Origin of the sequence: Trinickia violacea, from assembly GCF_005280735.1 — a bacterium.
Classification (GTDB): domain Bacteria; phylum Pseudomonadota; class Gammaproteobacteria; order Burkholderiales; family Burkholderiaceae; genus Trinickia_A; species Trinickia_A violacea.
Genome location: NZ_CP040077.1, coordinates 2,990,880 through 3,006,118, shown reverse-complemented (window position 1 = coordinate 3,006,118; position 15,239 = coordinate 2,990,880). Strand labels below are relative to the sequence as shown.

Sequence of the window (15,239 nt, the reverse complement as noted above, 5' to 3'; positions counted from 1 at the left end):
GGTGAGGTTATTCGGGCACCGCCAGACGAAAGGGGCGGCAACAGACAAACCGAACCTACTGCTACCGCGCCACATCTCGACTCTACCGGCCCCATGCTGCGCGCTTCCGCGGCCCTGCATATTCCCGGCACCGTGATCTTCTACCCGATGATTCCCGTGCAGTTTGTCGGGCTGATGTTCGTGTTCGGCACGGCATACGTTCTGGGCAAGCGCGAGGAGAAGCGTCTCGGTCTCACACGCGAGCATGCCGCCGGCATCGCCGCCACGCCACGGGTGCTCACGCCAGAGGAGCTTGCGCTGCGCCGGCCCCAGCGTTTCTGGATCAATCTCGTGCTCACCCTGATTGTGCTCACCACGCTGGTGTCGGGCATCGTCGATCCGATGGTCATGTTCATGATCGGCACGGTGCTCGCTCTGGTCATCAACTATCCGGATGTGAAACAGCAGCGCGAGCGCGTAGACGCGCACGCGAAGGCGGCCCTGATGATGGCGAGCGTGCTGCTCGCGGCCGGTGCGTTTACCGGCATCATGACCGGCACCGGCATGCTCACTGCCATGGCCGAAGTGGTCGTGCGCCACGTGCCCGCCGAGCACGCGCGCCACATGCCATTCGTGCTGGGGCTCTTCTCCATGCCGCTCAGCCTGCTCTTCGACCCCGATTCGTTTTACTTCGGCATTCTGCCTGTCCTGGCGAAAAGCGGGGAAATTCTGGGCGTGCCGCCCGTGCAGATGGCGCAGGCGGCTCTGCTCGGCCAGATGACGACGGGCTTTCCCGTCAGCCCCCTCACGCCGGCGACGTTCCTGATTGTCGGCCTGACGGGCGTCGAGCTTGCCGAGCATCAGAAGTTCACGATTCCGTTCCTGTTTGCCGCCTCTGTGCTGATGGTATTCACCGCCGTGCTGGTAGGCGTGTTCCCGCTTTGATCATGCTTTCGTTTTTGCCTTGGGAGGAAGTCTCCGATGAATTTCAGCCTCAATGAAGACCAGCAGTCGATCGTCGCTGCAATCGAGAAGATCTGCGAACGCTTCGACGACAGCTATTGGCTCGAGCGTGACCGCGAAGGTGGCTTCCCGCATGACTTTCATCGTGCCCTCGCGGACGCGGGCTGGCTTGGCATTGCGATGTCGCCGGACTATGGCGGCTCCGGGCTCGGCATGACCGAGGCCGCGCTGATGATGCGCACGATCAGCGCGTCCGGCGCGGGGCTCTCGGGAGCGTCGGCCGTGCACATGAACATCTTCGGGCTCAATCCGGTGCAGGTGTTCGGCAGCGAGTCACAGAAGCAGCGTTTCCTGCCGCCGCTCATCGAGGGCCGCGACAAGGCCTGCTTCGCCGTCACCGAGCCCGACGCAGGCCTCGACACGACGCACCTGAAAACGCAGGCCGTGCGCGATGGCGATCATTACGTACTCACGGGCCGCAAGATCTGGATCTCGACGGCGCAGGTCGCGAACAAAATGCTCATCATTGCGCGCACGACGTCGCTCGACCAGGTGACGAAGCCCACCGACGGCCTGAGCCTCTTCTATACCGATCTCGACCGCGCGCACGTCGAAGTCCGCGAGATCGAGAAGATGGGCCGCAAGGCTGTCGATTCGAACATGCTCTTCATCGACGGCCTGCGTGTGCCGGTGGAGAACCGGATCGGAGATGAGGGCAAGGGCTTCCACTATCTGCTGCACGGCCTGAACCCCGAGCGCATCCTGATCGCCTCGGAGGCGGTGGGGCTCGGCCAGGCGGCGCTGCGCCACGCAACGCAGTATGCGAAGGAGCGCGTTGTGTTCGGGCGCCCCATCGGGCAGAACCAGGCCATCCAGCATCCGCTCGCGCAGGCATGGATGGCGCTCGAAGCCGCGAACCTGATGGTGATGAAGGCTGCCACGTTATACGACGCGGGCGAGCCATGCGGCGCCGAAGCCAACGCCGGGAAATACCTGGCCGCCGAAGCCGCGTTCCAGTCGTGCCAGACGGCCATTGCGACGCTGGGCGGCATGGGGTACGCGAAGGAATACCACGTCGAACGATACCTGCGGGAGTGTATGATCCCGAGGCTCGCGCCCGTCAGCCCGCAGATGATCCTGTGCTTCATCGCGGAAAAAGTGCTCGGGCTGCCGAAGTCGTACTGATCCGCGCAAGGGGCATCGCGCCGCCTTGCGATCAACCGCCTGCCCCATGGACGTCAAACTCGTTGCCCGCACGCTCGACCTGTTCGAACTCTTCGCTGCCGAACAGCGGCCACTGCCGCTCGCCGAAATGGCGCGGCTGCTGAGCGTGCCCTCGTCAAGTTGCCTCGCGCTTGCCCGCACGCTCGTGAGCCGCGGCTATCTCTACGAAGTGCGCAAGCGGGGTGGCTACTATCCCACGCGGCGCCTGCAGCTGCTCGCGAACGCGATCAACGCGGTCGATCCCGTGGTCGAAATGTTGCATCCCCGACTTGTGGAACTACGCGACGCGACCGGCGAAACTATCGTGCTCGGCAAGATCCATGGTTCAGCTGTTGTGTATCTCGATGTGGTTGAATCGGAGAAGGCCGTACGCTATTCATGCGCCCCTGGCACGCTGCGGCCGTTGCATGCAAACTCGATCGGCAAAGTGATTTTCGCCGAACTCGATCCGTCGACGCAGGAAGCACTTGGTGCAAAGCTCCAATTTGAGCGCTACACGGATGCGACCGCCCCTGATCTCGCAACATTCATCGATCAGATCGACACCGCGCGCGGACGCGGCTGGTACGCGAACATCGGCGAAAGTGCGCCCGAACTCTCGGCGGTGGCCGTCGCACTCGATTTCGGCGGTGACCTGTACGGGCTCTCGATCGGCGGCCCGACAGAGAGAATCCGCCAGCGTTTGAATGAACACGTGGCAACGCTGGTCAAGGCGAAGGAGCAGATTCTTTTGACGTGGCACAAAAATGAGACAGCCTGAGCAGCGGTGGCGCATGCACTGCATGCCTTCCACGGAAGCTCCCCATCCAGCGCTTACCCGGAAGTGCCGGCCCTGATTGTCGCCTGATGAGCGCAAGGTTTTTGCCGAACTGCTTGCTTCGGAATTGAGGATAAGGAGCACTCGCCTCGCCAGCCAAGCTATGAAAAAGGGCAGCGGAAGCTGCCCCGAAGCGTAACGCCCGATATCGGCGGCGCGTTTATTGCGTCTGCGCGGCGTTCAGATCGAGCGCGTTCGTCAAGTCGCCCATCGGCTTTTCGCCGTTTACGCCCAGCGCCTTGTCCCGCGTCACCAATCCCGGCAGTTCCGGCAGCGCGAAGCGCCGCGTGATGAAGCGCAGGATCGACGTCGTGTCGTACTGCGTGTGATCCACATAGCCCTTCTTCGCGAACGGCGAGATCACGAGCGCCGGCACGCGCGAGCCCGGTCCCCAGCGGTCGGCTTTCGGCGGCGCGACGTGGTCCCAGAAGCCGCCGTTCTCGTCGTAGGTCACGATCACGACCATGTTGCTCCACTGCGGGCTCTTTTCGAGGTGCGCGATCAGATCGGCGATGTGCTGGTCGCCCGACGCCACATCGGTATAGCCCGCGTGCTCGTTCAGGTTGCCCTGCGGCTTGTAGAACGTGACCTGCGGCAGCGTGCCCGCGTCGATCGCCTTGATGAATTCCGTGCCGTCGAGGCCGCCGTCGCGCAAGTGCTGCTCGCGGTTCGCCGTGCCGGGCGCCAGATCGGCGAAGTAGTTGAATGGCTGGTGATGCGCCTGGAAGTTCGGCGCCGTCAGGTTCTTGCCGTAGATCACGCCCGGCTGACCGCCTTCGCCCGCCGACAGCGCCGCGCCCCATGCGCCGCCGTACCAGGCCCACGACACATGCGCGTCGTTGAGCAGGTCGCCGATGTGCGTTTGCGTCTGCGGCGGCAGCGTCGTCGGAATTTTCGGGTCCGCGAATGCGGTGTCGCCGCCCGCCGCCGGCTTGTTGCCGCTCGGCTGATACGGCGGCTGCATCGTGTTGACCGCGTAGAAGTCGGGCGTCAGGTTGCCCGAGTTCACGAACTTCGGCGGACCGCTCAACGCCGAAGCCGGCGCGTTTTGCGCGACTTTCAGCGTGACGCCGTCCGCCTCGACCGCCGAGATCGAGCCGGACGCGACACTCTTGTTCGCATTCGGATAGATCGGCGTGCACGCGCATACGAGCCACTGATGGTTCAGGAACGAGCCGCCGAACGCGCCCATGAAGAAGTTGTCCGCGAGCGTGTACTGCTGTGCGACCTTCCACAGCGGCAGGGTCGATTCGTTCATCGAGTAGTGGCCCATCACGAGACCGCCGGAATCGGCCCACGCGGCGAACTTGTCGTTCTTGCCGCCGTCGATCTGCATCTGGTTCTCGTAGAAGCGGTGCCACAGGTCGCGTGTCGTCGTCGAGAGCGGCGTGTTGAAGCCGTTCGGGTCGTTGATGGCGAACGGGGCGTTCGGCAGGTTGACCGTCATCGCCTGCGTCACCACCGGCGTCACGCCCGTCTGCGTGAGGCCGTTCCAGACCGGCGGCAGCGTCGGCAGCACGGCGCCGTTGCGATCGAGCTGCTGCGCGCTGGGGGGCGTTACGTTCTGCAAGCCGTTTGCACCGGGAAAGTGCCCGTAGAGATTGTCGAAGCTGCGGTTTTCGGCGTAGATGACGACCACCGTCTTGACGTCCGTCAAGCTCGGCTTCGAAACGTTCGTGCTGGTGCAGCCGGCGAAGGTGGCTGCTGCCGCGAGCGCCAAGAGCGCCGCGCCGATCCGGTTGTTGTTCATGCGTGATCTCTCTCTTCACGTGGAGCCGGCCGGCGCGAAACGCCTGCCGGCAAATGGCGAAAGTGTCGCAACGTGATTTGACAGAATCATGCAAGCGAATGCAATACTGGCGCCCGTGTTGCGGCGGGCCGTCACGGCGGCCGCGCGGGTCGCGCACTTGTCCTATGCTTGGCCGGTTTCGCAAAGCGGGTCGTGCCGATATGTCACAGCGTTTTCCGAGGAGGGTCGAAGTGCCTGGGGTTTGGCAGCGGTGGTCGCGGTGGCAGGGGAGTGTGCCTTCGGGCACGGCGGCGCGGTTGGCGGGGCCGTGGATGGCGGTCGTGCTGCTGGTCGGGCTGTCCCCCGGGCTTGCGGCGTGCGATGCGCGCGGGCCGGGCCTCCATGCGGAAGGCGGGGTTGCCGTGCCTATGGCCGCGGCGCAGGGCCTCGCGCGCAGCGACGCAAGCGGGGCGGCCGGCGAGGCGGCGATCCGGCCTGCCGGCACGGACAGCGGCGGCCCGCAGACGCGTGCGCAAGTCTACGAAGCCGTGCGCCAGAAGACCGCGCTCGGCAAGCAGCTGTTCTTCGATCCCGCTCTCTCCGGCTCGGGCAAGCTCGCGTGCGCGACCTGCCACAGCCCGGCGCACGCTTTCGGGCCGCCGAACGCGCTCGATGTGCAGCTCGGCGGCAGCGATATGCGTCGGCCGGGTTTCCGCGCGGTGCCGACGCTCAAATATCTGCAATCGGTGCCGGCCTTCACGGCGCACTTCCACGACTCGGACGACGAGGGCGACGAAAGCATCGACAACGGTCCGACCGGCGGCCTCACGTGGGACGGCCGCGTCGATACCGGCGCGCAACAGGCGCGCATCCCGCTGACCTCGCCGTTCGAGATGAACAGCTCGCCCGCGCGCGTGGCGGCCGCCGTGCGCGCGGCGCCCTATGCCGACGCGTTTCGCGCGACGTTCGGCTCGCACGTGTTCGACGACGACAACGCCACCTTCGATGCCGTGCTCGAAGCGCTCGGCATCTTCGAGCAAACCCCGGCCACGTTCTACCCCTACACGAGCAAATACGACGCGTACCTCGCGGGCCGCGCGGCGCTCACGCCGGCCGAGCTGCGCGGCCTGCAGCTCTTCAACGACGAACGCAAAGGCAACTGCGCGAGCTGTCACTTGAGCGAGCCCGCGAGAGACGGCTCGCCGCCGCAGTTCAGCGATTTCGGCCTGATCGCAATCGGCGTGCCGCGCAACCGCGCGCTCAAGGTGAACCAGGACCCGCACTTCTTCGACCTCGGCGCGTGCGGCCCCGAACGCACCGACCTCAAGGGCCAGGACGAATACTGCGGCCTCTTCAGAACGCCGACGCTGCGCAACATCGCGCTCAAGAAGACGTTCTTCCACAACGGCATCTACCACTCGCTCGAAGAGGTGATGCGCTTTTACGCCGAGCGCGATACGAACCCGGAGAAGTTATATCCGGTCGTCAAAGGCAAGGTCCGCAAGTTCGACGATTTGCCCAGGCGTTACTGGGCCAACCTGAACACCGATCCGCCATTCGATCGCAAGCCCGGCGACAAGCCGGCTCTGAACGAGGCCGAGATCGAGGACATCATTACGTTCCTCGGCACGCTGACCGACGGCTACGAACCCGATACGGTGAGCGCACAACAAGGCGCGGTGCCCCGCGCCGACGGGCACGCGCCGCGCCTGACATCAGCCGGCGCGCCATAGCCTGCGTGCTATTCTCTCGACCGTCTTTCGTGGCCAAGAGTCATGACGGCCACGATGTTCCAACGATCGATCCAAGGAGAACCTATCAATGTCGATGCGAATTTCATCCCTGTTGCGCGCGATCACCGGTGGCCTGCTGCTTGCGGGCGCGGTTGCGGCGCAGGCTTCGAACTACGGCTTCCTGTCCGATACGCCGGTGAGCTACATGCGCCAGCGCGATGTCGATTCGCTGCTGAAGGCGGCCAACACGGCGCTCGACACGAAGCGCGACGGCGAGACGGCCGTGTGGACCAACGAGGGCACGGGCACCAGCGTCAAACTGGACGCGACGATGACGATCGGCCAGACGACGAAGGACGGCGACCGCACGTGCCGCCGCATGACGGCCACGCTGAACGCGAAGGGGCAGTCGATGACGCTGCGCCCGCAATACTGCAAGGCCGGCGACGGCGCATGGCAATTCCAGAAGCAGAAGTGATGGCGGCCGTGACGACACGTGCCGGCGCTGCGGCGTGCAGCATGCAAACGCCGTGGCGGCAATCTCGGCAAGTTCAGCAGTGGGAACGTCGATGATCGAGCGCGTGACTTCCTGCGGTGTCGTATTGCTCGACCACGCAGGGCGCGTGCTGCTGGCCCACGCGACCGACACGACCCATTGGGATATCCCCAAAGGCCACGGCGAGGAGGGCGAGGCACCGATCGCCGCGGCGTTGCGCGAGCTGGTCGAGGAAACCAGCATCGTGCTCGCGCCGGAGCGCCTCAAGGACTTGGGGCGTTTTCTCTACCGTCGCGACAAGGACCTGCATCTATTCGCGGCGCGCGCGACGGACGACGAACTCGACCTGAGCCGTTGTGTCTGCACGTCGATGTTTCCGCGCCGCTCGGACGGCGTGATGATTCCCGAGATGGATGCGTTTCGCTGGGTCGAGCCTGGCGAAGTCGAGCGCTATGCGAGCCGCAGCCTCTTTCGGCTCTTTCAGACGACGCTCTCGCTCGCCGATCTGCATCGGTCGCTGTGAACCGGCGCGGCGTGGGCTGTGTTGCCGCGCCGTCGCGGTTCCGATCCGCGAGATCAATCCAACGCCTTGTCGTTCGGATGCGCGAACAGCGCCTTCATTTCATCCGACATCGAATAGTTCAAGTTGAGCCCGCGCGGCGGGATCGGCTGCGTGAACCAGGCTTCATAGAGCTTCTGCGCATCGCCTGACGTCTCCAGACGGGCGATCACGCCATCGACGAGCTTCTTGAACGGCGCATCGCCCTTCCTGAGCATGCACGCATAGACTTCCTGGCGAAGCGGTGTGCCGACGATTGCATAGTCGTCCGGACGCACCGCTTCCGCTTTGTTCCCGTAGAGCAGCGGCTCGTCCATGACATAAGCGAGCGCGCGATCCGTACGCAACGCGTCGAATGCTTCAGGATGGTCCCGCACGCTCATGATGCGCATGTTCAGTTGCTCGTCGCTGTTCAGCTTGCGCAACAGGCGCTCGTCGGAGGAACCGGCCGTCGTGACGACCGGCTTGCCGGCGAGATCACGGAAGTCCGCAATACCCGACTGCTTCTTGACGAGCATGCGAACCGAGTACTGAAAGAAGCTATTCGAGAACGCGACTTGCTCGTCGCGAGCGTGCGTGTGGGTTGTCGAACCGCATTCGAGGTCGATCTGGCTGTTCATCATCAGCGGAATGCGGTTTTGCGGCGTGATCGGCACCTTGCGCACGACCAGCCCCGGGAGGTTCAGCTCTCGCTTGATTTCGCCGACGATCTCCATCGCGATCGCGTACGAGTAGCCGACGGTGCGGTCGTGACCGTCGGAATAGGCGAACGGCACCGACGATTCATGCACGCCCAGCGCGATCGCATTGTCGTCGTGGATTTTTCTCAGCGTGCCTTTGAGCTCGTCGGCGTGGGCGGCGAATGCAAGGAGCATCGCCGCCGCGCCTGCGAGCGGCATGAATCGAGCGGACAACTTCATCGATCCCCCGGGTGAACCACTCGACGACGAATTATTGTTAAACGACCTGCGCGAGCGCGCCTTAAGCAAATTCAGGCCGGCTTGCCCCAGGTGTCGCGCAAGCCGACGATGCGGTTGAACACCGGCTTGCCGGGCTTCGTGTCGTAGCGGTCGGCGACGAAGTAGCCGTGCCGCTCGAACTGAAAGCGCTCCTCGGGCTGCGCATCGCCGGCGCCCGGCTCGAGGTAGGCGTGGGCGACGCGCTTCGAATCCGGGTTCAGCGCTTCGAGGAAGTCGCGGCCGCCCGCGTCGGGCTGCGGTTCCTTGAAGAGCCGGTCGTAGATACGGACTTCCGCCGGAACCGCGTGCGCCGCGCTGACCCAGTGGATGTTGCCCTTCACCTTGTAGTTGTTCGCGCCTTCCGTGCCGGACTTGCTGTCCGGATAGTAGTTGCAGTGCACGGCGCTCACGTTGCCGTTCTCGTCCTTGTCAACGCCCGTGCATTCGATCACGTAGCCGTAGCGCAGACGCACCTTGTTGCCCGGGAAGAGCCGGAAATACCCCTTCGGCGGCGTTTCGGTGAAGTCATCGCGTTCGATCCACAACTCGCGCGAGATCGGGAACTTGCGCATGCCGCGCTCCGGATGATGCGGGTGCACGGGCGCCTCGCATTCCTCGGTGAGATCGGCCGGGTAGTTGTCGATGATGAGCTTCAGCGGGTCGAGCACGGCGGCCGTGCGCGGCGCCTTGTCGTCGAGATCGTCGCGCAGCGCGCCTTCGAACACGCTCATGTCGATCCACGAATCGACCTTGGTGACGCCGATGCGCTCGCAAAAGAGCTTGATGCCGTCCGGCGTGAAGCCGCGCCGGCGCACGCCGACGATGGTCGGCATGCGCGGGTCGTCCCAGCCGTCGACATGGCCTTCGGTGACGAGCTGCAGCAGCTTGCGCTTGCTCGTGATCGCGTAGGTGAGGTTCAGGCGCGAGAATTCGATCTGCTGCGGCAGCGGCCGCGTGAAGACGCCGGCGTCGGCGAGTTCCTCGAGAATCCAGTCGTAGAGCGGCCGATGGTCTTCGAATTCGAGCGTGCACAGCGAATGCGTGATGTTCTCGAGCGCATCCGAAATGCAGTGCGTGTAGTCGTACATCGGGTACACGCACCATTGGTCGCCGGTGCGGTAGTGATGCGCGAAGCGAATCCGGTAGATCACCGGGTCGCGCATGTTGAAGTTCGGCGACGCCATGTCGATCTTCGCGCGCAGCACGTGCTCGCCTTCCTTGAACTCGCCGGCCTTCATGCGGCGGAACAGGTCGAGGTTGTCGTCCACCGAACGATCGCGGAAGGGCGAGTTCTTGCCGGGCTCCGTGGCCGAGCCGCGGTTCGCGCGCATCTCGTCAGGCGACTGGCTGTCCACGTAGGCCTTGCCGCGCTGGATCAGCAGCTCGGCGAACGCGTAGAGCTTGTCGTAGTAGTCGCTCGCGTAGAACAGGTACTCGCGATCGTCATCGGCCTTCTTCCACTCGAAGCCGAGCCACGTGACCGCGTCGATGATCGAGTTGACGTATTCGACGTCTTCCTTCTCGGGGTTTGTATCGTCGAAGCGCAGGTGGCACACGCCGCCGTAGTCGCCCGCGACGCTGAAATTCAGGCAGATGCTCTTTGCGTGACCGATGTGGAGATAGCCGTTCGGCTCGGGCGGGAAGCGCGTTTCGACTCGGCCGCCCCATTTGCCGGTGCGGTTGTCGTCGTCGATGATGTTGCGGATGAAATTGGATACCGCCGGAGCGTCGTTGCGTTCGGTGTTCATGCGAGAAGGAGAGAGTCTGCTAAATGGACGCGGCGTGCGCCCGCTTGATCCGTCAATTCTACCTGAGCGGCCGCCCGCGCGGACGGACCGCCTTGCATGTATGGCCCGCGTTCGGCAAGATGGCGGGCTCTACCGGCGAGGGCCGCGGAAACAGGGAAACACAATGGATGCAAGAAGAGTATGCGTGCTGCCGGGGTACGCCAATTCAGGACCGGACCACTGGCAAAGCCGCTGGGAAGCTGCCGATCCGATGTTCGTGCGGGTGTCGATGCCCGACTGGGAAAACGCCGTTTGCGAGGCGTGGTGCGACACGCTCGATACGGTTGTCGCCGCGTCGGAGGAAGATCCGCTGCTGATCGCGGCGCATAGCCTCGGCTGTCTGACGACGGTCTTCTGGGCAACGCACGTCGCGACTCCCGAGCAGCTCGCCAAAGTGGCGGGCGCCTTGTTCGTCGCCGTGCCCGATCCGACGAGCGTCTCGTTTCCGAGCGAAGCGCACGGTTTTGCGAACGTGCCGTTCGTGCCGCTGCCGTTTCCGACCATCGTCGTTGCCAGCAGCGACGATCCGTATGGCAGCACCGAATTCGCCGCACGCTGCGCCGACGCCTGGGGTAGCCGCTTCGTGAATATCGGGCCGCGCGGCCATATCAACGCCGAAAGCGGGCTCGGCGATTGGGAGGAAGGGCGGCGTTTGCTGGCATCGCTGGTCGACTGACCGGATCGATTGATCGCCCGTCCATCCCAATCCGGCGCCTTCGATCAAATCACCGAGCGTCCCCGCAGCGCGGCGATGGTTTCATCGTCGTAGCCGAGCACGCGGCGCAGTACGTTGTCCGTATGCTCGCCGAGCGTCGGCGGGTGGCTGTGCGCCTGCGGCGGCGTTTCGCTCATCCGGATCGGGTTGCGCACGAGCTTCACGGTCGCGCCGCTCGGATGCGGCAAGTCGACTTGCATGCCGCGCGCGACCACCTGCTCGTGCTCGAACACCTCGGCGAGATTGTTGATCGGGCCGCACGGCACGCCGGCTGCCTCGAGCCGCTCGATCCACTCGTGCTTGCTGCGCGTCCTCACCATCTCCGCGATGATCGGCACGAGGACTTCGCGGTGGCGCACGCGCTCGGGGTTGGTCGCGAAGCGCACATCGTCGGCCAGCTCCGTGCGATTGCCGGCTTCGACGAACTTGCGGAACTGCCCGTCGTTGCCGACCGCGACGATGATCCAGCTGTCGCTGGTCTGGAAGGCCTGATACGGGACGATGTTCGGATGCGCGTTGCCCCAGCGCATGGGCGGCGCGCCGCTCGCCAGAAAATTGGCGTTCATGTTCGCGAGCATCGCGACCTGCACGTCGAGCAACGCCATGTCGATGTATTGGCCCACGCCGGTGCGGTCGCGATGCGCGAGCGCGGCGAGTACGGCGACGGTCGAGTACATGCCGGTCATCAGATCGGCGATCGCGACGCCCGCTTTCTGCGGGCCGCCGCCCGGCAGGTCGTCGCGCTCGCCCGTGATGCTCATGAAGCCGCCGATGCCCTGGACGATGAAGTCGTAGCCCGCGCGCTGCGCGTGGGGGCCGGTCTGCCCGAAGCCCGTGATCGAGCAATAGACCAGATCGGGCTTCACTTCCTTGAGCGACGCGTAGTCGAGGCCGTACTTCTTCAACTGGCCGGCCTTGTAGTTCTCGAGCACGACGTCGCTTTGCGCGGCCAGCTCGCGGACGATCTTTTGCCCTTCAGGCGTCGCGATATCGACCGTCACCGAGCGCTTGTTGCGATTCGCGGCGAGGTAGTAAGCGGCCTCCTGAGTATCGGCGCCGTCGGGCGTCTTGAGGTACGGCGGGCCCCAGTGGCGCGTGTCGTCGCCCGCGCCGGGGCGTTCGATCTTGATGACGTCGGCGCCGAAATCGGCGAGCGTTTGTGCGCACCACGGGCCGGCGAGCACGCGCGTGAGGTCGAGCACGCGGATATGGCTTAGGGCTCCCATGTTCGGGTTCTGTCTCCTGGTTGTCGGCGCTCGTCTCGGCGGGCGCGGGGGGCGGTTCTCGGGGCAATTCAGAAGGATGGTAAGCGATTCGGGCCGTTCGGCCCATTCGGCCGGACAGCCCGGGCCGTTTGGCCATCGCTCGCCGCGGCTTGGCCCGAGGGGCTGCGCGCACGCGGCAATCCCGTATAATCAGTCGTTTAAGCAATCATCCACAGGCCCACCGGCGCAACCCCTGCGCGGTGCCGCCCGATCCAGCCAGACTGTCCCCAGCACGCTATGAAAGCCTCCGAAATCCGCGAGAAATTCCTCAAGTTCTTCGAATCGAAGGGCCACACGATCGTCCGGTCGTCGAGCCTGGTGCCCGGCAACGACCCGACGCTGCTCTTCACCAATTCGGGGATGGTGCAGTTCAAAGACGTCTTCCTCGGCGCCGAATCGCGTCCGTACTCGCGCGCCACGACCGCGCAGCGCAGCGTGCGCGCGGGCGGCAAGCACAACGACCTCGAAAATGTCGGCTACACCGCGCGGCACCACACGTTCTTCGAGATGCTCGGCAATTTCTCGTTCGGCGACTACTTCAAGCGCGACGCGATCCACTACGCGTGGGAGCTGCTGACGGGCGTCTACCAGTTGCCGAAGGACAAGCTCTGGGTCACCGTCTATCAGGAAGACGACGAAGCCTACGACATCTGGGCGAAGGAAGTCGGCGTGCCGACCGAGCGCATCATCCGCATCGGCGACAACAAGGGCGCGCGCTACGCGTCGGACAACTTCTGGCAGATGGCCGACACCGGTCCGTGCGGTCCGTGCTCGGAAATCTTCTACGACCACGGCCCGGACGTGTGGGGCGGCCCCCCGGGATCGCCGGAAGAAGACGGCGACCGCTACATCGAGATCTGGAACCTCGTGTTCATGCAGTTCAACCGCGACGCGCAGGGCAACATGACGCCGCTGCCGAAGCAGTGCGTCGACACGGGCATGGGTCTCGAGCGCATCGCGGCCGTGCTCCAGCACGTGCACAGCAACTACGAAATCGATCTGTTCCAGGCGCTCATCAAAGCAGCCGGGCGCGAAACCGGCGTCGCGGATCTGTCGAACAATTCGCTGAAGGTGATCGCCGATCACATCCGCGCCTGCTCGTTCCTGATCGTCGACGGCGTGATTCCCGGCAACGAAGGGCGCGGCTACGTGCTGCGCCGGATCGTGCGCCGCGCGATCCGCCACGGCTACAAGCTCGGCCGCAAGGGCGGGTTCTTCCACAAGCTCGTCGCGGATCTCGTCGCGGAAATGGGCGGCGCGTATCCGGAACTCAAGGACGCCGAGCAGCGCGTGACCGACGTGCTGCGCCAGGAAGAAGAACGCTTCTTCGAGACGATCGAGCACGGCATGTCGATTCTCGACGCCGCGCTGGCCGATCTCGACGCCAAGGGCGGCAAGGTGCTCGACGGCGAAATCGCGTTCAAGCTGCACGACACGTACGGCTTCCCGCTCGACCTGACGGCGGACGTCTGCCGCGAGCGCGGCATGAGCGTCGACGAGCCGGCGTTCGACGAGGCGATGTCGCGCCAGCGCGAGCAGGCGCGCGCCGCAGGCAAGTTCAAGATGGCGCAGGGTCTCGAATACTCGGGAGCGAAGACCACGTTCCACGGCTACGAAGAGCAGGTGTTCGACGATGCCAAGGTGGTCGCGCTCTATGTCGACGGCGCGGCTGTCAACGAAGTCGCGAAGGGCCAGCCGGCGGTCGTCGTGCTCGATCACACGCCGTTCTATGCGGAATCGGGCGGCCAGGTCGGCGACCAGGGCCTGCTCGCCAACGCGAGCGTGCGCTTCGCGGTCGTCGATACGCTGAAGGTGCAGGCCGACGTGGTCGGCCATCATGGCACGCTCGAACAAGGCACGCTCAAGGTCGGCGACGTCGTCAAAGCGGAGATCGACGCGATCCGCCGCGCCCGCACGGCCCGCAACCACTCGGCCACTCACTTGATGCACAAGGCGCTGCGCGAAGTGCTCGGCTCGCACGTCCAGCAGAAGGGTTCGCTCGTCGACGCCGACAAGACCCGCTTCGACTTCGCGCACAACGCGCCGATGACGGACGACGAAATTCGCCGCGTCGAAGCGATCGTCAACCAGGAAGTGCTCGCGAACGCGCCCGGCATCGTGCGCGTGATGCCGTTCGACGAAGCGGTGAAGGGCGGCGCGATGGCGCTCTTCGGCGAAAAGTACGGCGACGAAGTGCGCGTGCTCGATCTCGGTTTCTCGCGCGAGCTGTGCGGCGGCACGCACGTGCATCGCAGCGGCGATATCGGTCTCTTCAAGATCGTGATGGAAGGCGGCGTCGCGGCCGGCATTCGCCGCGTCGAAGCGATCACGGGCGACAACGCGGTGCGCTACGTTCAGGAGCTCGACGCGCGCATCAATGCCGCAGCGGCGGCGCTGAAAGCGCAGCCGGCCGAACTCACGCAGCGCATCGCGCAGGTGCAGGATCAGGTGAAGGCGCTCGAAAAGGAACTGGGCGCGCTGAAGTCGAAGCTCGCGTCGAACCAGGGCGATGAGCTCGCCGGTCAGGCGATCGAAGTGTCGGGCGTGCAGGTGCTCGCCGCGACGCTCGAAGGCGCGGATGTGAAGACGCTGCGCGAAACGGTCGACAAGCTCAAGGACAAGCTCAAGCACGCGGCGATCGTGCTGGCGTCGGTCGAAGGCGGCAAGGTCAGCCTGATCGCGGGCGTGACGCCGGACGCGAGCAAGAAAGTGAAGGCGGGCGAGCTCGTCAACTTCGTCGCTCAGCAAGTGGGCGGCAAGGGCGGCGGCCGGCCGGACATGGCGCAGGCAGGCGGCACGGAGCCGGCGAATCTGTCGAAGGCGCTGGCCGGCGTGCAGGGTTGGGTCGCTTCGCAACTGTAACGGCGGCGGTAACGCAGGCTGTTGCAAGTGACGGCGGGCTGCTCTAGCGGCCGGCTGTCGACGCAATAGAAGGAAGCCGCGGGCATCGGTGCCCGCGGTTTTTTTATGCTTGAGCGGACCACCGGCGCATGCGACCCAAAATCGCTAAAAT

The 15,239-nt window shown here is 64.9% G+C and carries 11 protein-coding genes and 1 pseudogene; 8 read left to right on the top strand and 4 right to left on the bottom strand.

What is annotated here, in order from left to right:
* Positions 1–87 precede the first annotated feature (87 nt).
* From FAZ95_RS13555 to FAZ95_RS13545, 3 genes and pseudogenes are all read left to right on the top strand, one after another.
* Positions 88–924: pseudogene (locus FAZ95_RS13555) on the top strand (SLC13 family permease); the annotation flags it as partial.
* Between the two features lie 36 nt (positions 925–960).
* Entirely contained in the window at positions 961–2,127 is a 1,167-nt protein-coding gene (locus tag FAZ95_RS13550; protein WP_137332933.1) for an acyl-CoA dehydrogenase family protein, read from the top strand.
* Between the two features lie 46 nt (positions 2,128–2,173).
* A complete protein-coding gene (locus FAZ95_RS13545; protein ID WP_137332932.1) occupies positions 2,174–2,926 on the top strand; it encodes an IclR family transcriptional regulator in 753 nt (250 codons plus the stop codon).
* Between the two features lie 217 nt (positions 2,927–3,143).
* Here the strand turns inward: FAZ95_RS13545 and FAZ95_RS13540 are convergent, their stop codons facing one another.
* Entirely contained in the window at positions 3,144–4,733 is a 1,590-nt protein-coding gene (locus tag FAZ95_RS13540; RefSeq protein WP_137332931.1) for an acid phosphatase, read from the bottom strand.
* A 311-nt stretch (positions 4,734–5,044) separates the two neighbouring features.
* Here FAZ95_RS13540 and FAZ95_RS13535 point away from each other — a divergent pair, with 311 nt between their 5' ends.
* From FAZ95_RS13535 to FAZ95_RS13525, 3 genes are all read left to right on the top strand, one after another.
* On the top strand, positions 5,045–6,445 hold the full coding sequence (locus FAZ95_RS13535; protein WP_137334544.1) for a cytochrome-c peroxidase: 1,401 nt from the start codon (positions 5,045–5,047) through the stop codon (positions 6,443–6,445).
* A gap of 88 nt (positions 6,446–6,533) precedes the next feature.
* Entirely contained in the window at positions 6,534–6,923 is a 390-nt protein-coding gene (locus FAZ95_RS13530; RefSeq protein WP_137332930.1) for an RT0821/Lpp0805 family surface protein, read from the top strand.
* 91 nt (positions 6,924–7,014) lie between these two features.
* On the top strand, positions 7,015–7,464 hold the full coding sequence (locus FAZ95_RS13525) for an NUDIX hydrolase (protein WP_137332929.1): 450 nt from the start codon (positions 7,015–7,017) through the stop codon (positions 7,462–7,464).
* 53 nt (positions 7,465–7,517) lie between these two features.
* Here FAZ95_RS13525 and FAZ95_RS13520 read toward each other — a convergent pair whose 3' ends face one another.
* Complete coding sequence (locus FAZ95_RS13520; protein WP_175425593.1) at positions 7,518–8,420, bottom strand: transporter substrate-binding domain-containing protein; 903 nt, start codon at positions 8,418–8,420, stop codon at positions 7,518–7,520.
* Positions 8,421–8,491: 71 nt separating this feature from the next.
* On the bottom strand, positions 8,492–10,207 hold the full coding sequence (locus tag FAZ95_RS13515; RefSeq protein ID WP_137332928.1) for a glutamine--tRNA ligase/YqeY domain fusion protein: 1,716 nt from the start codon (positions 10,205–10,207) through the stop codon (positions 8,492–8,494).
* A 163-nt stretch (positions 10,208–10,370) separates the two neighbouring features.
* Between FAZ95_RS13515 and FAZ95_RS13510 the strand changes: the two genes are divergently transcribed.
* Positions 10,371–10,922, top strand: a complete 552-nt coding sequence (locus FAZ95_RS13510; RefSeq protein WP_137332927.1) for an RBBP9/YdeN family alpha/beta hydrolase — start codon at positions 10,371–10,373, stop codon at positions 10,920–10,922.
* Positions 10,923–10,966: 44 nt separating this feature from the next.
* On the opposite strand, the gene FAZ95_RS13505 is transcribed toward FAZ95_RS13510, so the two are convergent.
* Positions 10,967–12,187, bottom strand: a complete 1,221-nt coding sequence (locus FAZ95_RS13505; RefSeq protein WP_137332926.1) for a CaiB/BaiF CoA transferase family protein — start codon at positions 12,185–12,187, stop codon at positions 10,967–10,969.
* A 276-nt stretch (positions 12,188–12,463) separates the two neighbouring features.
* On the opposite strand from FAZ95_RS13505, the gene alaS reads away from it, so the two are divergent.
* Positions 12,464–15,088 carry an alanine--tRNA ligase gene (gene alaS, locus FAZ95_RS13500; protein WP_137332925.1) on the top strand — a complete coding sequence of 875 codons (2,625 nt, stop codon included), beginning with the start codon at positions 12,464–12,466 and terminating at the stop codon, positions 15,086–15,088.
* The last annotated feature ends 151 nt before the right edge of the window (positions 15,089–15,239 follow it).